This is a genomic window from Actinotignum vesiculae (assembly GCF_051267215.1).
Taxonomy (GTDB): domain Bacteria; phylum Actinomycetota; class Actinomycetes; order Actinomycetales; family Actinomycetaceae; genus Actinotignum; species Actinotignum schaalii.
In genome coordinates this window covers 58,807-78,813 of sequence record NZ_JBOZGG010000008.1, presented here as the reverse complement: position 1 = coordinate 78,813, position 20,007 = coordinate 58,807, and the positions used below count along the sequence as shown (strand labels likewise).

12 protein-coding genes are annotated in these 20,007 nt (G+C 63.4%); 6 read left to right on the top strand and 6 right to left on the bottom strand.

The window, feature by feature from the left end; all coding sequences use genetic code 11:
- Positions 1-712 precede the first annotated feature (712 nt).
- The 4 genes from ACRQHG_RS05790 (at position 713) to glgB (ending at position 9,034) form a co-directional block, all read left to right on the top strand.
- Entirely contained in the window at positions 713-3,097 is a 2,385-nt protein-coding gene (locus tag ACRQHG_RS05790; RefSeq protein WP_126134887.1) for an alpha-1,4-glucan--maltose-1-phosphate maltosyltransferase, read from the top strand.
- Positions 3,098-3,101: 4 nt separating this feature from the next.
- Positions 3,102-4,973 (top strand): maltose alpha-D-glucosyltransferase, encoded by a 1,872-nt coding sequence (gene treS / locus ACRQHG_RS05785; protein WP_320755703.1) that lies wholly within the window; start codon positions 3,102-3,104, stop codon positions 4,971-4,973.
- Positions 4,970-6,421, top strand: coding sequence for a hypothetical protein (locus ACRQHG_RS05780; RefSeq protein ID WP_435719744.1), 1,452 nt, complete (start codon positions 4,970-4,972; stop codon positions 6,419-6,421). Before treS ends, ACRQHG_RS05780 begins: the two co-directional genes overlap by 4 nt.
- Positions 6,422-6,709: 288 nt before the next feature.
- Positions 6,710-9,034: a 1,4-alpha-glucan branching protein GlgB gene (gene glgB, locus ACRQHG_RS05775; RefSeq protein WP_241227346.1), complete on the top strand. Its 2,325-nt coding sequence runs from the start codon at positions 6,710-6,712 to the stop codon at positions 9,032-9,034.
- A 703-nt stretch (positions 9,035-9,737) separates the two neighbouring features.
- Here glgB and ACRQHG_RS05770 read toward each other — a convergent pair.
- From ACRQHG_RS05770 to ACRQHG_RS05760, 3 genes are all read right to left on the bottom strand, one after another.
- Positions 9,738-10,715: a sugar ABC transporter permease gene (locus tag ACRQHG_RS05770; RefSeq protein WP_126134885.1), complete on the bottom strand. Its 978-nt coding sequence runs from the start codon at positions 10,713-10,715 to the stop codon at positions 9,738-9,740.
- Complete coding sequence (locus tag ACRQHG_RS05765; protein ID WP_126134884.1) at positions 10,715-12,352, bottom strand: ABC transporter permease subunit; 1,638 nt, start codon at positions 12,350-12,352, stop codon at positions 10,715-10,717. The genes ACRQHG_RS05770 and ACRQHG_RS05765 overlap by 1 nt, the downstream gene beginning before the upstream one ends.
- A 64-nt stretch (positions 12,353-12,416) precedes the next feature.
- The gene (locus ACRQHG_RS05760) at positions 12,417-13,667 is read right to left on the bottom strand and encodes a sugar ABC transporter substrate-binding protein (RefSeq protein WP_435719742.1); all 1,251 of its coding nucleotides are present in this window, start codon (positions 13,665-13,667) and stop codon (positions 12,417-12,419) included.
- Positions 13,668-14,068: 401 nt separating this feature from the next.
- Here ACRQHG_RS05760 and ACRQHG_RS05755 point away from each other — a divergent pair, with 401 nt between their 5' ends.
- Both ACRQHG_RS05755 and ACRQHG_RS05750 read left to right on the top strand, forming a co-directional pair.
- On the top strand, positions 14,069-15,094 hold the full coding sequence (locus tag ACRQHG_RS05755) for a LacI family DNA-binding transcriptional regulator (protein WP_126134882.1): 1,026 nt from the start codon (positions 14,069-14,071) through the stop codon (positions 15,092-15,094).
- 11 nt (positions 15,095-15,105) lie between these two features.
- Positions 15,106-16,833 (top strand): glycoside hydrolase family 13 protein, encoded by a 1,728-nt coding sequence (locus ACRQHG_RS05750; RefSeq protein ID WP_126134881.1) that lies wholly within the window; start codon positions 15,106-15,108, stop codon positions 16,831-16,833.
- 12 nt (positions 16,834-16,845) lie between these two features.
- Here the strand turns inward: ACRQHG_RS05750 and ACRQHG_RS05745 are convergent, their stop codons facing one another.
- The 3 genes from ACRQHG_RS05745 to ACRQHG_RS05735 are packed head-to-tail and all read right to left on the bottom strand — an operon-like array spanning position 16,846 to position 20,000.
- Positions 16,846-17,733, bottom strand: a complete 888-nt coding sequence (locus ACRQHG_RS05745) for a tetratricopeptide repeat protein (protein WP_126134880.1) — start codon at positions 17,731-17,733, stop codon at positions 16,846-16,848.
- A 1-nt stretch (position 17,734) separates the two neighbouring features.
- Positions 17,735-18,760, bottom strand: a complete 1,026-nt coding sequence (locus ACRQHG_RS05740) for a DUF8094 domain-containing protein (protein ID WP_126134879.1) — start codon at positions 18,758-18,760, stop codon at positions 17,735-17,737.
- Positions 18,753-20,000 carry a hypothetical protein gene (locus ACRQHG_RS05735; protein WP_126134878.1) on the bottom strand — a complete coding sequence of 416 codons (1,248 nt, stop codon included), beginning with the start codon at positions 19,998-20,000 and terminating at the stop codon, positions 18,753-18,755. Before ACRQHG_RS05735 ends, ACRQHG_RS05740 begins: the two co-directional genes overlap by 8 nt.
- Between the last annotated feature and the right edge of the window lie 7 nt (positions 20,001-20,007).

The following is a 20,007-nucleotide window of genomic DNA, read 5'->3' as shown; positions in this document are numbered from 1 at the left end:
AACGCTTCCCAGCACTCGACGGCTACCTCCTAACACAAAAAGCAACACCAACTACATTAAGAAACCAATTTCGTGAGCTGTGGTTGCATTTTGTGAGCGTAGTCGCCAGGACGTTGCTTTTTGCAGGCACGTCATGTCGGGAGGTTACATTTTGTAGGCCTCCACGCCAGGACGTTGCTTTCTGCGAACCCAACGACGGAACTGACCGACCAGTATTCCGCCGGCTCGCAAAGTGGTACTGGAGCTACAGCCAGCACCCGGTTTTCTGCCGGGCAGTACCACTCTGTTAGGCCCGGTGTTCTCCAGTACCAGTACGCCGGCCACAAGAGGCGTGCACTACGCGACCCCAACGGTTCAGGATGTGCACTTTTGAGGCGATCCGCAGACTGGGGACAGGAGAGGACCGGGGGACAGGAGTACTTTTCCCGAGGTGTACTTCGCATGTACAACAAATGCAGTACAGCCCGAAAAACACATAGTGCCTCCCGCGGCGCCGGACCGAAGCTCACACATACGACGACGCAGCCAACCCGCCGTGCGTCCACCCCCGCGGGCCGGTGTGCCAGAAGCCCGGAAACCTAATAGGATTGGGCTTGTGAGCATCCTTACACAGACGCATCATCGGCTCGTGCGTCGCCGCTCGAGCCGTGGGGTTGCTGCCGCTTGCACGCACTCCCGCCATATGTCGCCCGAGGATACGAGGAGATAAGCCATGTCCATTGAACCGACGACGCCCGCGAAGAATTCGGCATCCACGCCCGAAAAGAAGCCGGCAACCACGCCCGCGGCCCCGAAGCCAGCCGCCGCGGAGTCCGCCACCGCGAAGAAGCCAGCAACGGCAAAGGCAGCGTCCCCGAAGAAACCCGCGGCCACCCGGCGCTCAACGAAGAGCACCACCGCGGCAAAGTCCACAAAGGCCTCCGGATCGGCAAAAAGCGCGAAGACCTCCGCGAAGACCTCCGCAAAAGCCCCCGCGGCACAAACCACCGCTACGCCCCCAGCCTCCCCTACCACGCACGGCCGTGCAAACGCCGAAGGGTACCCGCCGGCTTTCCCGCAGGCACCTGTGGCCCCGGCCCCCGCCCCGCGGGCCAATATCGCCCGCATCCCGATTATGGATGTGACACCCTGCGTGCAAAACGGCTCGCTGGCCGCTAAGGGCACCGTGAATGAAGCTTTCCCCGTGCAGGCCACCGTCTGGCGCGAAGGGCACGATCTTTTCGGCTGTGAAGCCGTCCTCGTTGATCCGCAGGGTCGCGAAGTTCAGAGCGCTCCCATGGTCTTGGTACGCCCGGGCCTGGGCCGTTACGAAGGCTGGCTCACCCCCACCGAGCCAGGCGATTGGGCTTTCTTTGTGCGCTCGTGGTCGGATCCGCTGGCCACCTGGCGGCATACCGCCGAAGCGAAGCTCCCGGTCGGCCAGGATATTGACCTGGTGTTCCTCGAAGCCGAGCAGCTGCTCAAGAGGGTGGCGAAGTTGCTGCCGCGCGGTTCAAAGGACCGGCCGGCGATTAATGACGCTATCGACGTCGTTCGAAAAAAGTCCATCCCGGCTTCGGTACGTTTCGCGGCCGTGACGTCCGACGTCGTCGAAGATATTATCCACAGGTATCCGGTGCGCGATTTCGTGAGCGAATCGGCGCGCTTCCCCCTCGCCGTGGACCGCGAACTGGCCCTGCACGGCGCCTGGTACGAAATGTTCCCGCGCTCGGTGGGAGCCTGGCGCGACGACGAAGGCACCTGGCATTCCGGGACCCTGCGCACCGCGGCGGAAGATCTGCCCCGCATTGCCTCCATGGGCTTCGACGTGGTGTACCTTACTCCGATTAGCCCGATTGGCCTGACTGATCGCAAGGGGAAGAATAATTCGCTGATTGCCCAGCCCGGTGAACCCGGCTCGCCCTACGCGATTGGCAGCGAAGCGGGCGGGCATGATGCCATCCACCCGGATCTGGGCACGTTCGAGGATTTCGATGCCTTCGTGGCCACCGCCCGGGATCTGGGCATGGAGGTCGCCCTCGATATTGCACTGCAATGCTCCCCGGATCACCCGTGGCTGCACGAACACCCCGAATGGTTCCTGCACCGCCCGGACGGCACCATCGCTTTCGCGGAAAATCCCCCGAAGAAGTACCAGGATATCTACCCGCTCAATTTCGATGACGATCCGGAAGGTATCTACCAGGCTGTCAAGGGCGTGCTGGAAACCTGGGTTTCGCACGGGGTCACGCTTTTCCGCGTGGATAACCCGCATACCAAGCCGGTGAGTTTCTGGCAGCGGCTGCTGGCCGAATTCCGCCACACCCACCCGGAGGTTATTTTCCTGGCCGAGGCTTTCACCGCCCCGCCGATGATGCGGGGCCTGGGCGCGGTAGGATTCCACCAGTCCTACTGCTACTTCGCGTGGCGTAACGAAAAGAAGGAAATTGAGGACTACCTGTGGGAGGTCGGCCGGGAATCGGATGCGATGTTGCGCCCCACTTTCTGGCCGACGACGCACGATATCCTCACCCCCTATCTCCAACAATCCGGCCCGAACGGCTGGAAGATCCGCGCGATTTTGGCGGCGATGGGAGCGCCCTCCTACGGGATTTACTCCGGTTATGAATTCGTGGAATCGGAGCCGCGCGGCAGCTTCGAAGAAATGAATAACAACGAGAAATACGAATACCGCCCGCGGGATTACACCCGCGATCCCTACGGTATCCAGGGGCTTCTCACCCGCCTCAACGAGATCCGCAAGGAGCACGTGGCCCTCCAGCGCCTGCGCGGGATCACCATTAACCCCACGTCGAATCCGAATATTCTGTGCTTCACGAAGGTGGCGCGCCCGGAGGAAACTCCGTCGGGAACCGCGGACCGCGTGATTGTGGTGCTCAACCTCGATCCGCATACCACCCAGGAGGCGGAGATCTCCCTGGATATGTCCGCTTTCGGTGCTTTCGATGCCAGCGGTCTGCCGCGCGGCGAGGCGCCCGAGCATATCGAGGTGGTGGATGAGCTGGGCGGCGGGCATTTCCAGTGGAATAACCGGCCCTTCGTGCGGCTCAACCCCTTCACCACCCCGGCGCATATTCTCTCCGTGAAGGCCCTCTGATCCTATGTCCCTTCCTTCCCTCAACGCTGCCACTTCCGGGCCCCGCATCACCCAGTCCGAACACCCCGGGCTAATCGATGATCCGGAGTGGTATCGCCACGCGGTGTTCTACGAGGTGCTGCTCAAGGCTTTTGGAGATACCGATGCCGACGGCGTTGGTGATCTCCGCGGCCTGATCGCGCATCTCGATTACATCCAGTGGCTGGGGATCGACTGCATCTGGATCCCGCCGTTCTACCCTTCCCCGGGGCGGGACGGCGGGTACGACGTCGCCGATTACACCGCCGTGGATCCCCGCTACGGCACGATGGATGATTTTCGGGAGCTAGTTGATCAGGCCCACCGGCGCGGTATCCGCGTCATCATCGATATCGTTATCAACCACACCTCCGCGGATCACCCGTGGTTCCAATCTTCCCGCGCTAATCCGGAAGGGCCCTACGGGGATTTCTACGTGTGGTCGGACACCGATAAAAAATACGAAGATGCCCGCATTATTTTCGTGGACACCGAGGTCTCCAATTGGACTTTCGATCCGGTGCGCAAACAGTATTTCTGGCATCGTTTCTTCTCCCACCAACCGGATCTGAATTTCGATAATCCCAAGGTGCACGAAGCGGTCCTCAATATTTTCCGCTTCTGGTGCGGGCTAGGGGTGGACGGACTGCGCCTGGATGCCATCCCCTACCTCTACGAGCGGGAAGGCACGAATTGCGAAAACCTCCCGGAAACACACGCGTTTATCGCGAAGGTGCGCCGGGTCCTCGATGAGGAATTTCCCGGCACGCTTTTGCTGGCCGAAGCGAATCAGTGGCCGGAAGACGTCGTCGAATATTTCGGAACAGCGCAGGCGCCCGAATGCCATATGTGCTTCCACTTCCCCGTGATGCCGCGTATTTATTACGCTTTGCGCGACCAGCGTGCCACCGCGATCCGGGAGATTCTGGAGCGCACCCCCGCGATTCCGGCCGGGGCCCAGTGGGGTACCTTCCTGCGCAATCACGATGAACTCACCCTGGAAATGGTGAGCACGGAAGAACGCGCCCTCATGTACGGCTGGTATGCCGACGATCCGCGCATGCGAGCTAATGTGGGGATCCGCCGCCGCCTCGCCCCGCTACTGGGGAATTCCCGGGCGGAGATCGAGCTGGCGCACGCGCTGCTGCTTTCCCTGCCCGGTTCGCCCTACCTCTACTACGGCGACGAAATCGGGATGGGCGACAATATTTGGTTGCCGGATCGCGACGGCGTGCGCACCCCGATGCAGTGGAGTCCGGATCGCAATGCCGGTTTTTCCACCGCGGATCCGGGCCAGCTCTACCTGCCGGCTATTACCTCGCTGTCCTATAACTACCAGGCGGTCAACGTGGAATCGCAGCTCGCGCAGCCGGCGTCGCTGCTCCACTGGATTCACGGGATTCTGGAGGTGCGGCGCGGCCACCCGGCCATGGGCTCGGGTGATTTTGTGCTGCGCGAATCGAATAATGACGCGATCCTCGCTTTCACCCGCTCCTGCCCAGAGGAGACCCTCCTCTGCATCATGAACCTGGCCAATACCCCGCGCGCCGGGCGCATCGAGCTGCCCGACTATGCCGGGTGGCTGGCCACGGATGTGTTTGGCGGGGCAGGTTTCCCGGCCGTCGGTGCCGCTGGCGGTTACGATGTCACGCTGGGCAGCCGCGATTTCTTCTGGCTCAAACTAGATGCGCCCGGGCAGGCGGAACCGGGCCCGGTGGAAGGTGCCCGCGCCGCAGAAATCGGAGAACAGGTGGACTTCACGGCGCTCTCCCGCCCGGCGCCGCCGGCCGCCGCGGCACCCGCGCAAAAGCCCACCGCGGCGAACACCGCAGATCATGAAGAAGGGAGCGCAGCGTGAGTTGGGACATCGGCGAGCGGATTCCGGAACTCGAGGCGTGGATGCACGCCCGGCGCTGGTACCGGGGCGAAGCCCATCCGCTCTACCTGCGGGCCCGCGCTGACTTCGCGTGCGGCGCAGAGCCCTTCACCCTCACCTGGCTCATTATTGACGCCGGGTCTACGCTCTACAACGTCCCGCTGCTCCTCGCCCCCGCTACCGGGTCCACGCTGCACGACGACGCCGCGCCAGTCACGGCGGTCGCGCCGGTCGCGCCGGCTGAGCCAATCGAGCCGGCCCCTCCCGCCACCCCGATTGCCCGCGCCCACGGCCACCTTATTTTCGACGCGACCACGCATCCTGCCGGCCAGCGTTTCCTCTTCGAGGCCGCCACCGGCCAGCCGGGCAGCGAGCCCCTCCTGCATTCCCCGGCGCTCAGCACGGCACCTAGCCAGCCCGCCAACAGCACCCTTGACCTGGTCACGCGCCCGGCCGGCTTCCCGGGGAGCTACCGCGCTGCCCGGCCGCTGAGCGGCGAACAATCCAATAGCTCAATCATCTATCAGACCAGCACCGTGCCCCTCATTATCAAGCTCTTTCGGGTGCTGAGCCCGGGCGCGAACCCGGACGTGGAGCTGCAGGCCGCGCTTTCGGATACCGGCACGGTTCCCGCGCAGTGGGGCTCGGCAGCGCTCGTGGGTGGCCCGGCCGCAGCGGGCAGCGATGTGCTGGTGGCGCAGGAGTTCCTCACCGGCGCCCACGACGCCTGGCGCGTCGTCACGAGCTCTTTCCCCGCCCCGAACAGCCCTGTTCTGAATACTTCCCGCGCGCTGCTGGGCGATTTTTCCGAACGCATCCGCGAACTCGGCTCCCTCACCCGCGCTTTCCACACCGCACTCGCCACCCGCCTGGGTACCACCGCGGCGACGCCGCAGCTGCGCGAAGCGCAGCTGGCCAGCTGGCATGCACGAGCTCGCGCCGCCCTTACGGCTATCCCCGAGCTAGCAGCCAGCCGTGCGCGCATCACCGAGGTTTTTGCCGCCGCCGCGGCCACCGCCTGGCCGGCGCTCCAGCGCATCCACGGGGATTACCACCTCGGGCAGGTTGTGGATGTGCCGGGGCGTGGCTGGGTGGCCCTCGATTTTGAAGGTGAGCCCCTGCGCCCACTCCCCGAGCGCGTGGCCCCCGACCTCGCCCTGCGCGATGTGGCCGGCATGCTGCGTTCCTTCGATTACGCCGGTGGCCAGGGCGAACGCGATGGCCAGCCCGCCTCCCGCATGCGCGCGTGGACCCGCGCCGCGGAAGTTGCTTTCCTATCCGGCTACGGCGCGATTCCCGCCGCGCACCGGCCCCTGCTGCGCGCCCTCCTCCTGGACAAGGCACTTTACGAAGTTGTGTACGAGGTCAATCAGCGCCCGGACTGGATCGATCTCCCCCTGGGCGGAGTCCACCGCCTGCTCGAGAACTAGCAGAACCGCAGGTCAGCCCGCCGCCCCGCGGCGGGCTGCGGCGTCGTCGCCCTTCGCACGCCACCACCCACGCCCGCCACCTCCTCCGCACCCGGCCCGCGCGCTGTCCACGGCAGGCAGCCGCGGCCCGGGATAGCGCATCTTTCAGGTATCCTGGGATATGTAGATAGTCGCGCGGTACTTCCCGGAAATTCCGCGATGCCGCTTGGCAGGACACAGCACATCACCGGCGCGCGCGGGTGGTTTCCCGCTCTGACCGCCTACGCTCCATCGTGCAGAGAGGCACACATGTCTAATTACGTAGAAGTTGATGAAGGCACGCTCGAGGCTGTTTCCAAGGGTTGGTACTACGCACCCCACGATGTCCTCGGGCCCCATTCCAACGGCAGCACCGTCACCATTCGCACCATTCGGCGACTCGCGGATGCGGTATTTATTGAAACGCTGGACGGGCGGGTACCTGCCGTACACGAATACAACGGAATTTGGCGCGCGGTGCTCAACACCCCCAACGTGCCCGATTACCGGGTGGTGGCCTCGTACGGGGGCGTGGAAAGCCGCGGGGATGACCCCTACCGTTTCCTGCCCACCCTGGGCGAAACCGATATTTACCTCATTTCGGAGGGGCGCCACGAAGAACTGTGGAACGCACTGGGCGCGCATGTGCGCCACTTCCCCTCCGTTCTCGGGGATGTCACGGGCGTGGCCTTCTCGGTGTGGGCGCCCAATGCGCTCGCCGTACGGGTGGTCGGTGATTTCAACGGCTGGGATGGTTCCCTGCACGCCATGCGCTCCCTGGGCAGCTCGGGGCTGTGGGAAATCTTCGTGCCGGGCGCCGGCGCGGGGGCGCGCTACAAGTTTGAGATCCAGTACAAGGACCTGAGCTGGCACCAGAAGGCCGATCCCATGGCCCGCTACAGCGAAACCGCGCCGTCCACCGCCTCTATCGTCACCGAATCCAACTACGAATGGAACGACGACGCCTGGATGGCCCAGCGTACCGATCCGGCTTCGGGGCCGGTCTCCATTTACGAAGTCCACCTGGGTTCGTGGCGCAAGGGGCTTTCCTACCGGGAGCTCGCTGACCAGCTCATCGGGCACGTCAAGTACTGCGGCTTCACCCACGTGGAATTCATGCCGGTGGCGGAGCATCCTTTCACGCCGTCGTGGGGCTACCAGGTGACCGGGTATTACGCCCCCACCTCGCGCTACGGCACCCCCGATGACCTGCGCTACCTCATTGACCGGCTGCACCAAGCCGGGATCGGGGTCATTACCGACTGGGTCCCCGCGCATTTCGCCACCGACGAGTGGGCGCTCGCGCGTTTCGACGGCCAGGCCCTGTACGAAGATCCGAATCCGCAACGCGGCTCGCATCCGGATTGGGGCACCCTGGTCTTCGATTTCGGGCGCCGGGAAGTGCGGAATTTCCTGGTGGCCAATGCGCTGTACTGGCTGGAAGAATTCCATTTCGATGGAATCCGCGCGGATGCCGTGGCTTCGCTGCTCTACCTGGATTACTCGCGGGAAGCCGGGCAGTGGCAACCCAATATTTACGGCGGGCGGGAAAACCTCGAGGCCATTTCCTTCCTCCAGGAAGTTACCGCCACCGCATACCGGCGCAATCCCGGCGTCATGATGATCGCGGAAGAATCTACCTCCTGGCCGGGCGTCACCGCGATGACGGATAGCGGCGGGCTCGGCTTTGGCCTCAAGTGGAATATGGGCTGGATGAATGACACCATCCGCTACTTCGAGGAGGAGCCGGTCAATCGGCGCTGGCACCACGGGGAAATCACCTTCTCCATGGTGTACGCCTATTCGGAAAACTATCTGCTGCCACTCAGTCACGATGAAGTGGTGCACGGCAAGGGCTCGCTCTACCAAAAGATGCCCGGCGACGACTGGCAAAAACGCGCCGGAGTGCGTGAATTGCTCGCCTACCAGTGGGCGCATCCGGGTAAGCAGCTGCTGTTCATGGGCCAGGAATTCGGGCAGATCCGCGAATGGAACGACGACGCATCCCTCGACTGGTGGCTGACCGACCAGCCCGAACATGATGGCATCTTGTCCCTTGTCAAACGGCTCAACGAGCTCTACGTGGAGCATCCGGCTTTGTGGAGTGATGATTTCACCCCGCACGGATTCGAGTGGATTGACGGCTCGGATGCCGATAATAACGTCATTACTTTCCTGCGCCGCTCCGCGGATGGCAAAGATGTTGTTGTGGTGGCCTGCAATTTCGCGGGTATCCCCCACCACGATTACCGCATCGGTTTGCCGGACGGCGGGACCTGGACGGAAGTGCTCAATACCGACGCGGTGGAATACGGCGGTTCCGGGGTGGGTAATCTCGGGGAGGTCCACGCGGAGGAGATCGGCTGGAACGGCCGGCCCTACTCGGCTCCGGTCCAGCTTCCCCCGCTCGGGGTGGTTTACCTCCACCACGCGACTGAGCAACTCGCGGGGGTTGAGGCGGGCGAAGCCGGCGAAGCCCTCGATGCAGAAGCTGAAACTGGCGCGGCCGGCGCGGCGGGCGCGGCTGGCGGGAATGCCACGGCCGGCGGGGGCGATGAGGGCACGGAGGAATCCGCAGCAGCTGCGGCCGCATAAAGCAGCACCTCAAACAGTCGCCTCAAGCAGCCGCCTAAGATAGCCGCCTCAGCGCGCGCCGCTTACTAGCTCCTTCGCGGCAGCGCCTGGCAGCGGCGCAACAGTGGGCCCGGTGATCACGTGACCACCGGGCCTACGCCTTTGCCTACACACAAAAAGCAACCACAACTACATTAACTTTTCCAAATCATGCGCTGGAGTTGCACTTTGTGAGCGCTGCCCTCGGGGCGTTGCTTTTTGCGGGCACCGCGTGCCGGGGCGTTGCTTTTTGCGGACACCGCGTGTCGAGGCGTTGCTCTTTGCGAGCCCACCCCGTCCCAATCCGCGCCTGGAAACAAAGTGCGCTGGAGAGCCTCGTTTTCAGGTGATTTTATGTTCCGTACGCGCATGTGACGAGAGCGATAGTTCGAAATGCGTACTTCGCCGCCCCTATAGTGCTCCGCCGATCCAAACCGCTCAAGCGGACCGCCGTACTGGCCGGGCTAAGTACCTTTTCCGAGGTGTACTTCGCACGTATAACAAATGAAGTACAGCTCGAAAAACACATAGTGCCTCATTGCCGAACCAATAACCCGGACTTTCCTCGGCAAATCACCGACGGAAAGTCCGGGTTATGAGTAAATATGTCAGGGGTGGCCGGTCAGCTCCGGCGGAGCATTACCAGGTGACCGGCCGCCCGAACCGGAGGAATCAGCCACCGGGCTTACCCCTTGACGGATCCGCCCGTCAGTCCCGACACGATGTAGCGCTGCAGGAAGAGGAAGAGGAGCAGAATCGGGAGCGCGGAGATGACCGCGCCGGCTGTGAACCAGCCCCATTGCTTCTCATTGCCGCCCACCCAAATATTCATGCCGATAGCCAGGGTCCAATTCTCTTCTTTGGAGAGAATTGTGGAGGCCAGGATGAAATCGTTGAAGGCTCCGATGAAGGCCAGCAGTCCCACCACCGCGAGGATCGGGGTGACCAGCGGGAGCACGATGGTCCAGTAGACCTGCGAATGGCTAGCGCCATCGATCTTCGCCGCTTCGTCCAGCTCCATCGGAATGGAGTTGAAGGTGCCGTACATGAGGAAGGTATTGGCGCCCAAGGCCCCGCCCAGGTACACGCAGATCAACGAGAGCTTGGAGTCCAGCCCGAGCACCGGCACTACCTCGCCGAGCTGGCTGAGCAGCAAGAAAATTGCTACGAATGCCAGCAGCTGCGGGAACATCTGAATGACCATGAGGGCCAGCAGCCCGCCTTTGCGCCCCTGGAAGCGGAAGCGCGAAAATGCGTAGGCCGCGGCCGCTCCCATAAGAACCGCCCCGAGCGCGGAGAAAATCCCGATCTCCAGAGTATTAGCGAACCAACGCCAGAACATCGTCGAGGTTCCCAATTGGGTGAAGTTCTGAGTCGAGATCTCCGAGAAAAGGGAATTCGCAGACGTCAGCGTCGTTTTGGTATTCGGGTTCAGGGCTGCGGAGAGCACATAGATAATCGGGAAGGCCGAATAGACGACGGCGAAAAGCCCGACCAGGTGCCGGAAGCCCACCTGGGAAAACCAGCGCCCGAAACTCACCTTATTGTGATGGCGTTCCTTGTGGCTGATCTTCTCCTCGATCACGGGAACTGCGCCGCGCGCGGTTACACCCACACCGCCCGCAGCACCGCCGGGAACCGTCATGATGGAATCGTTTGCCATTACTGTGCCCCCTCAATTGAACGCGAACGCCGGAAGCTGATGAGGGAAATCGTGCCGACAATAACGAAGATGAGGATGGACATGGCCGAAGCCAGGCCGTAATTCTTCGTTGCCGCGCCCGAAAGCCCGGAAATTTGGTACACCATCGAAATGAGGATGTCCGTGGAGCCCACCGGTACCGAGGCGTCCGCGAATTGCGGGCCGCCGCGCGTGAGCATGTAGATGAGGTTGAAGTTATTGAAGTTAAAGGCGAAGGAGGAGATGAGGAGTGGGGTCACCTGGATCATGAGCTGCGGCAAGGTAATATACCGCCACCGCTTAAGCCCGCCCGCGCCGTCGATCTCTGCCGCCTCATTGAGTTCGGACGGAATGGATTGCAGCGCCCCCGTGCAGATGAGGAACATATAGGGGAAGCCCATCCACAGATTCACCAGGATCACGGAAAGCTTGGCCAGCCACGGATCGGTCAGCCACCCGATCTCCGCACCCCCGAAAAGCACCTGGTTGAAGAACCCGTACTTCGGGTTGAGCATACCGGCGAAGAGGAATGCCGTCATGAAGGAGGGGAAAGCGTAGGGAAGCAGCATAATCGTGCGGTAGATTTTGCGCCCGCGCATCCGCTCGTCATTCATGACCAGCGCAAAGAACATGCCCAGCAGGAAAGTGGTCGCCACCGAGAGGAAGGCGAAAGCGAAAGTCCACACCAGCACCTTGAGGAAGGGGCTCGCGTAGCGGGCATCACCGAAGGCGTCGGCGAAATTCTTGAAGCCCACCGTCACCCGCCAGCCGGTATTGAGAGTTTCACCGTCGTCAGCGCGGTAGAAGCCCTCACTGGAATCAGCGTGATAGACCTTGCTCGTGGTGATATCGGTGAGGGTATCGGCCGCGGCGTCGTGCTTGAGGGTCGATTGGAAAACAAAACCGGTTGTGGCGGTTTGGGTTCCAATAAATCCATCCCCCGGGTCCTCACTCATGGGGACGCGCAGCGCGGTGATCTCCGCCTGCCGCGCCCCGATCTGAGCGGGCGTGAGGATCTCATAGCCGGGCACCTCGGTGATGCGCTTGCCGCTGACCTGGGCATTTTTCACAGCGACGAAGGGTGCATCCTCGGTGCCCACGAGCACCGCGCCGTCGTCGCTCACAATAGCGAAGCCGAGTTCCCCGCCCGCGTCCACGACTGCGAGGGGGTACTGCGCGCTGCCCTCAACCCGCTGGGTGGAGGTGAGCAGCAGTGCTTCGGTGGCGCGCTCTTTGGTGAGCATATGGCGGTCGCCGTAGTTGGTGAACGCGATGTAACCGGTGTAGAGGATAACGAACACCTGGAAAATCGCGAGGAATACCAGCCCCGGCGTGAGGTACTTGGCAGCCAGGTGTTTCCGCGAGAAATACACGTAATCCACGATGCCCAGCACCGCCGCAGCTACAGCAACCAGGATCCACGATCCCTCGTTAAAAGCCGCCGCGATAATGTAGATCCCCAGCGCGTTGACCAGCGCCATGAGGACCAGCTTGATAACAAAACCCACCGACCAGGTGCGCGCGTGCGAGGTTCCCACCACCGGGATCTTCTTTTCCGCACGGGCGCTGCCACGCTCGGTCGCGCGGCGCCCGGTCCGGTTCTCCGTTTCCGTACTCATGACTTACCTCTTCGCTGACGCGAGGGTGACCCGGACACCTCCGAGTCACCCTCGCGTTCGCAGCTTACTTGGCTAGTTCTGCCTGCAGATTCTGGATGAGGCTCTGCCATGCGGCCACCGGTTCGGCGCCGTCAATGATCTGAGCTTCGGTGACGCCCCAGGGCACCCACACCGCACCCATTTCCGGGATGGTGGGCATCGGCTGAGCGCCTTCGGCCGCCCGCGCGAAACCGGCGGTCACCTCGTCCTTCTGGGCTTCCTGAGCTGCGGCGGTCAGCGCCGGGAGGCGGTTGCCGGCCTTGTAAATATCCAGCTGCACCTCCGGGGTGGCCATGTAATCAACGAGGAACTGGTTGGCCACAATCTGGTTCTTCGACTGCGCGGAAACATAGAAGCCCTGCACGCCTACGAGCGGGGTCGCGGCCTTGGGGCCCGGCGCCGGAATCGGCTCCACCGCTACCTTGAGGCCAGCGCTGCGGAAGTCCTCAATCATCCACGGGCCGCCCAGAATATAGGGCGACTCGCCCTTCTTGAAGGCATCGACCGCAATATCGTAGGTCATCGCCGTTTCGAAAACGCCGGTCTTGCCCTGCTCGTGCAGCCAGGTGGCGAAAGCCTCGCCGTTTACCCCGCCCATACCGAGGTTCGTGGAGGTGGAACCGTCCGCATTCGTCTCAAAAACGGGCGCTCCGAAGGACTGCTGGAAGGGGTAGTAGGTGTAGGGATCGCCCTTGTCGGTGGTCTGGATGAGGAAGGGGTACTTCACGCCCGCTTCCTTGCCCTTGGCGATCATTTCGTCAAACGTGGCCGGAGTGGAATCCGCCAGCGCGGTATTGCGGATGAGGGCGAGATTCTCCAGCGCGTAGGGCAGGCCGTACAGATTACCGCCGGTGGAGAAGGCCGTGGTGGCCACGTCATTGAAGTCCTTCGCCTTATCACCTAATTCGATGGGGGCGACGACGCCGTTCGCCACGAATTCACCGAGCCAATCATTGGCACCCACGGTGATATCCGGGCCCTGACCGTTCGAGACCTGGGTGAGGAATTCCGCGCGCACATCCCCGAATTCCTTGACCACGAGCTCCACGTGGTTGCCGGTTTCCGATTCAAATTTCTTCGCTGCGCTTTCCAGGGCGGGCTGACGGTTGGAATCCGTCCACACCGTAATGGTGGCCCCGCCTCCGGCAGCCGGTGCCGCCGAGCTGGCTCCGGCAGGGGCTTCGCTCTTATCCGCCGCACCGCCATTACCACCGCAGGCGCCTAAAACAAACGCCAGCGCGGATACCGCGGCCATCGCGCTTATGCTCCGTCGCATTTTTACTCCTTGCGTTGATTCTTCGCTACGCGGGATCGCACCATCACGTTCCCCGTTATCTCCGAGGGTAGCGCATCATTCGGTAATTTTCACCCCTTTTTGCAGTCTTTTTTACGCCATTACATTCCCCTCGGTGAATCACGCCGACTTTTCCGCAGTTTTGCGGGCTTATGGCGCTATTCTCTTTTCAGAAACACTTTCAGAGTGGGAATGGTGATCGGTGGGTAGCTGCGCCGTCGTGCCGAACCGTAACAGCGCATAGAGGCGAGACCGGCAGGCACGTTCCCGCTCTCCACACCCCGCCGCACCCACTTTCGCGCTGGAGTTTTCAGAAAAGCCTCAGTACGATGTTTCACGACGGCGCGCACCGCGCCGACCAGCACAAGGACGTCTCGGTACCCATGAGTAAAATTCGCATGCAAGATGTTGCCACCCACGCGGGGGTGTCCGTCGCGACCGTATCGCGCGTGATTAACCAGAAAGGCAACGTCAGCGAGGAAACGCGCACCGCGGTGCTCGCGGCCCTCGATATGCTCGGATATGAGCGCCCCCCTCGCCTGAGCGAGGCAAGCGGAACCGTGGGCCTGCTCCTTCCCGAACTGACCAACCCGATTTTCCCGGTGTTCTATCAGGAGCTCGAACGGGAATTTAACGCCGCCGGGTACACCACCACCCTGGCAACCCAGGCTCCCGGCGCCCTTACCGAGGACGAAGCAGTCGCGTCACTAACCGCTCGCGAGGTATGCGGATTGGTTTTCGTCTCGGGTATGCACGCCGATTCCAAAGCTTCCCCGGAACGGTACGTGCACCTGGCCGAACGTCTCCCTTTCGTGACGATCAACGGGGCGAATCCGCGGGTTCCGGCACCGGATTTTTCTACCGACGACGCCGAATCCATGCACCAGGCCGTGCGGCTACTGGCTGGACTCGGGCACACCAGGATCGGCCTGGGCATCGGACAACGCCGCTATATCCCCGGCCAGCGTAAAGAAACTGGTTTTAGCGAGGCCATCACCCAGGTTCTCCCCGGCGCTGCTGTGATTGTTGCAGAAACTTTTTTCACTGCCCACGGCGGGGCGCGCGCGGCCGAAGCCCTGCTCGCACGCGGGTGCACCGCCATGGTTTTCGGCTCCGATATTATGGCGCTCGGTGCGCTGGATACCCTGGAGCGGCGCGGGGTGCGGGTGCCCGCGGATGTGTCGATTGTTGGTTTTGACGATTCGCCGCTTATTCGCTTCATGCGCCCGGCCTTGACCACGCTGCGCCAGCCGGTGGCGGCTATCGCGCACGCCGCCTGCGCCACGCTGCGGGCAGCCATGGAAGATCTTGCCCCAACCCAGCGCACCAAGGCGGGCGCCTCCATGACTTTCCCGGCCGAATTACTGGTGCGTTCCACCACCGCGGCCGCGCCCTCCCCCACTAACTGAAAGGACATCCCATGCTCCTCCACCCTGCTTCCGAACGTGAAAACTGGTGGCGTGACGCCGTTATTTACCAGATTTACCCGCGTTCTTTTGCTTCCTCGGGCGGGCCGCTCGGGGACCTGCGCGGCATCGAGGGCCGGCTACCTTACCTAGCAGATCTGGGAATTGACGCGGTCTGGCTTTCTCCTTTCTACCGCTCCCCGCAATTCGACGCCGGCTACGACGTGTCCGACTACCGCGATGTTGACCCGCGTTTCGGGACCCTCGCGGATGCCGAGCACCTCATCGAAGCCGCGCACGAGGCCGGCCTGAGAATCATCGTTGATATCGTCCCGAACCACACCTCCTGGGATCACGAGCTCTTCCGCCGCGCGGTGGCGGCCGGCCCCGGCTCACCCGAACGCGAGCTGTTCTGGTTCCGCGAGGGGAAAAACGGAGGTAGCGAGCCTCCCACCAATTGGCGTTCCGTTTTCGGCGGGCCGGCCTGGTCCCGGGTACGCGATCTACCCTTCGTTGCCGGTACCCCGGCCGCGGAGGAGGATCTCTACTACCTCCACCTTTTTGATCGCTCACAACCCGATCTCAACTGGCGCAACCCCGCGGTGCGCACCGAATTCTTGGAGACGCTGCGCTTCTGGCTGGATCGGGGTGCGGATGGCTTCCGGGTGGATGTGGCCCACGGGCTTATGAAAGATCCGGAGCTACCCGATTGGTCCGGGGAGGTGGAAATGGCCGGGGTAACGGAGAAACCCGAACCGGCACCGTTCTTTGACCGCGATGAGGTTCATGAGATTTACCGAGAGTGGCGCGCGGTCTTGGATGAGTACTCTCCCGAACGCATCCTGGTGGCGGAGGCCTGGGCCGATACCGAAGAGCGCCTGGCTCGCTATATCCGCCCCGATGAAATGAACCAGGCTTTCAACTTCATTTATTTGGCCGCGCCTTTCGAGCGCGACGCCCTGCGTGACATTATTGTGCAGTCCCTGCGCCAGTCGGATCGGGTGGGGGCGCCTACCACCTGGGTACTCTCGAATCACGACGGCGTGCGGGTGTGCTCGCGCCTGGGTTACCGGGATACCTCCCGCGGAGCGAATTGCATCGGGGCTCACGATCCGCAACCGGATCGCGAGCTGGGTGCTCGCCGCGCCCTGGCCTGGCACCAGCTCACTGCCGGGCTGCCGGGGGTCTACTACATGTATCAGGGCGAGGAACGCAACCTGCCCGAACATACCTCGCTGCCGGATGAGGTGCGCGAGGACCCCACTTTCGCCCGCACGCACGGCGCGGAGCTGGGCCGCGACGGCTGCCGGGTTCCGCTCCCCTGGGAATCGGATCGCCCCGGCTTCGGTTTCTCCCCGGACGGCGCCACCTGGCTCCCCCAGGGCACGGACTGGGCACGCTACACGGTGGATGTGCAGGAGGCTGATCCGCACTCCCCGCTCCACTTCTTCCGCACCATGCTGCGCCTGCGCGACGAGCTGGAGCTCGGGGTCGGTTCCCTCGAGGACGTCTGCGATGAGTACGGCGCCGGCGTGCTCGCCTATGTCAATCGCGCCGCGACCACCAACCGAGCTGTGAACGCGCAGCGTCCACCGGTTCTCATGCTCACGGTATTCGACGACGCCGCTCCGCTTCCGGCCGGTTGGCGGGTCCTGCTGGCCTCGGATCCGGCGGCCAGTTCCTTGGGCGAAGGGGAGATGATCCCGGCGGATACTACCGTCTGGCTGGTGCCGGTGGAGTAGGAGCCCCTCTCCTTAGAAAAGCGCGGAGGCAAGGTCACGGCGGGCCTTGCGCACAACTTCGGTATCCGCTCCCACCGCGGTGAAGAGTTCCAGCAGGTGGGTGCGCAATTCTTCGCGCGCCTCAGCGCTGGTGACCTTGATGGCGGTGATAAGCCGGGCGAATCCCAGATCGGGACGGCCGGCAGCTACCTCGATATCGGCAGCGGCGATCTGCGCCGCCGCATCGCCCGGCCCACCGGCATCCGCCGCGGCCATAACGGCTTGCGGGTCCTGCCCGCGGGTGGAACGCAGCAAACGCACCTGAGCGCGGCCCACCTGAGCCACGTCACTATCCGGATCTTCTGCCGCGAGCGCGTCAAATTCGGATTCCGCGGCGTCCAGATCTCCCCTATCCAGGGCTTCGAGCGCTGCTAGATGGTGGGGGTTGACAGGTGTTTCACCCGCTTCATCGGCTTTCCCGCTCACGCGGCCGGCCACGCCGGCCCGGTTGGCCGCAGCCAAAAGTTGGTTAACGAGTTCCGTGAGCTGCGCCGTGGTGGGTTCCCCCTGGAAAAGCGGAACGGGTTGGCCGCCGACGAGCGCGATACCCATGGGGATGGTCCGTACTCCGAAAGCCTGGACGAGTTCCGCTTCGGTGCTGGCGTTGACCACCGCGATGCGGATCTGGCCATGACGCCGGCGCGCTTCGCTTTCCAGGGTGGTGCCCAGCTCGCCGGCCTCGCCGTCGGCCACGAAAAGCACGATAACCGGAACCTGCGCGGATAGCTGCACTTCGGCGTTGAGACCGGCAGCGGTGAGGGTGGTGAGGTATGCGCCGGGCACCGGCGCCGCGTTTTCCTGCTTCTTCGCCGCTGCCAGGGCCGCTAAATCGACCGGGCCGCGCATGGACATATCTGCCATATTAGCCTCCGTTCTGCACCGAGGTGAGCACCGGTTTCGATGCCGCTACCGTGGTGATCGTTGTGTTCTGGGCGCCTGCCGCCGGGATTTTCAGGGCCACCGTGAAGGAATAGTTGAGGCGCATGGTCCCCTGGACCGTCACCTCGGTATTGGCCTGGCCGGTGGCCAGCCCGGCAATTTTCGCATCCGTGACCTTAATGGAACCGCCCTGGGCGGTGTGGCGGATTTCGAGGGCCTGGTTGACTTGGAAAACGGTGAGGATGCCGCCATCGCTGGCGCGGAAACTTTCCGGGGTGGTTTGGGCCGGGCCGAATGCCTGGCTCACCGCGCCCACGCCCTGCACCGCGCCGGCCAAAGAATCATAGGTCTGCGACAGCTGGGTGCGCACCGCGTCCGCGGCGGCCGGATCGGCATCCGAGCCGTAACTGAGGGCGCTTCCCTTGGCGTTGAGGGTACCGAGGTAGCCGTCATGGGCGGCTTGCGGAGAGGCCACCGCTCCTTCGCCGTTATCCGCGGCCACGCGCTGCGCACCTGCCGGGCCTGCGGGAATTTCCGGAATCACACTGCCGGGAAGAATATCCATGGCGGCCCACAGCGCCCAATTTTCCCGGGCCGCGCCCTGGGTGAATACGTTAAGGCCCTGGGAGGTGGTATTCGCCGGCCATTTCACCACCGCGAGCGCGCTGCGCGGGAAACCTTCCGCCCCGGAAATTGCCACCGAATCAATGGTGGTGGACAGTTCGGGCATATCGTAACTATCGGCCAGAATGCGTTTGAGCGCGTAGTGGGCGCTACGCTCCACGCTAAAGGGGCCGGAACCGCGCCCGCTGAATTCCTCGGGGCTGGCGGCGGCGTCGGCCTTGGTGAGCTGCTCGAAAATCGCGGGGGCGACCCGCTCGGTGAAGTGTTTATCGGAGAGCGCGGCACGCGGGCTTGCCGGAGCCGGGGTGGGTTCCAGGACGACGGCGTTTGCCGAGCATCCGCCCAGTAATGCCAGTGCCGCGAGGGTGGCCAGGGCCTTACGCATGGGTCGTTCCTTCCTCGTCGTCGTTCTGTTTGGGCCGCTTTTGCCCCCAGATATTCCACCAGCTTTGCGGATCGGATTCCGCGGCGATATCGCTATCGCTACTGTTGTCACCGGAGTTTTCCGGGCGGTCCGCATCGCCAAGTTCGGCAGGTTTGACCGGTACCCCGTCCTTCATGTGGATAACGGGGAGGATTCCAGAATCTGCCGCGGCCTGCCATTCGGCGCGCGAGCCGCGGTAGCCGGGTTCCTCATCCGGGCCCGGGAGCGCGGCTGCCGGTTCCGCTGCCGCGGGTTCGTCTACCGCCGATTCCTCGGTTGCTGGTTCGTCGGCGGGTGTTTCTTCCGAAACGCCTTCTTCCGGAGCGATCAGCTCGATGCGGTCAGCCGGATCGAGGGGGCGTTCGCGCAGCTCCTGCGCGCGCGGGCTTTCCATCAGGATGCCCGCGCCCAGCGCTCCCCCGGTTACCGCGACCCGGTCACCCGCGGCGCAGTCACTTACGGGCTGAACCGCCCCGCCCGTGCCACCCGCACCACCGGCTTCGCCCACCGCCGCCGGTACGGCCGGCATAATGGTCGTTTCATCCGCGGCCCGCTTGGCACGCGATACGCGCTCATCCTGCCCGGCCCGCACCTTCGCGGCGAAGCTGCGCTGGTTCTTGGTGGCGGTCATGAGCAGGGCCACCCCGCTGAGCCCCACAATCAGCCCGAGCAGGCTCACGGGCAGGGACCAATTCCGCCCACCCGGCAGCGCCCAGGTGAGTTCCACTTGCGGGAGTGCCCCGGAGGAGGTCTGCATAATGAGGGATTCCGCGCCCGGGGAGGTCACGGTGTAGGTGAATTCCACCTTCCCCTTGCCTTCTTCCTTGGAGAACCACATATCCGAGGCGAGAACCTGGCCCGGGTCCGCCTCCCCCTGAGAGGGGGTCAGCGTCAGTGCGGCGTCGTCGTTCATGCCGGTAATAGTGGCGCCGGGTACGCCTTCCGCGTACGCGAGCACGTCACCGGAAAAGCCGGCGCCCACGGAAATGGTGTCCTGCGCCGGGCCGGAGACAGCTACCTCCACATCGGTCCCGCCCATATCCAGGACGCCGGGGGCGGTGACGAGCACGCCTTTCCCATCCGGCGCCACGGTGGCGGAGACGCTGGAGGCTGGCTTCCACACGGTGCCGAGCAAAATGCCCACCACCAGGATCGCCAAGCCCGCGAGCGCGAGACCGACTCCTCCGTTCTTCTTCATCATTCCCCTT

Coding starts and splice junctions, on each gene's coding strand:
- ACRQHG_RS05790 (WP_126134887.1), top strand. CDS start 713: ATGTCCATTGAACCGACGACGCCCGCGAAGAATTCGGCATCCACGCCC.
- glgB (WP_241227346.1), top strand. CDS start 6,710: ATGTCTAATTACGTAGAAGTTGATGAAGGCACGCTCGAGGCTGTTTCC.
- ACRQHG_RS05740 (WP_126134879.1), bottom strand. CDS start 18,760: ATGCGTAAGGCCCTGGCCACCCTCGCGGCACTGGCATTACTGGGCGGA.
- ACRQHG_RS05750 (WP_126134881.1), top strand. CDS start 15,106: ATGCTCCTCCACCCTGCTTCCGAACGTGAAAACTGGTGGCGTGACGCC.
- ACRQHG_RS05735 (WP_126134878.1), bottom strand. CDS start 20,000: ATGATGAAGAAGAACGGAGGAGTCGGTCTCGCGCTCGCGGGCTTGGCG.
- ACRQHG_RS05760 (WP_435719742.1), bottom strand. CDS start 13,667: ATGCGACGGAGCATAAGCGCGATGGCCGCGGTATCCGCGCTGGCGTTT.
- ACRQHG_RS05755 (WP_126134882.1), top strand. CDS start 14,069: ATGAGTAAAATTCGCATGCAAGATGTTGCCACCCACGCGGGGGTGTCC.
- ACRQHG_RS05765 (WP_126134884.1), bottom strand. CDS start 12,352: ATGAGTACGGAAACGGAGAACCGGACCGGGCGCCGCGCGACCGAGCGT.
- ACRQHG_RS05745 (WP_126134880.1), bottom strand. CDS start 17,733: ATGGCAGATATGTCCATGCGCGGCCCGGTCGATTTAGCGGCCCTGGCA.
- ACRQHG_RS05770 (WP_126134885.1), bottom strand. CDS start 10,715: ATGGCAAACGATTCCATCATGACGGTTCCCGGCGGTGCTGCGGGCGGT.
- treS (WP_320755703.1), top strand. CDS start 3,102: ATGTCCCTTCCTTCCCTCAACGCTGCCACTTCCGGGCCCCGCATCACC.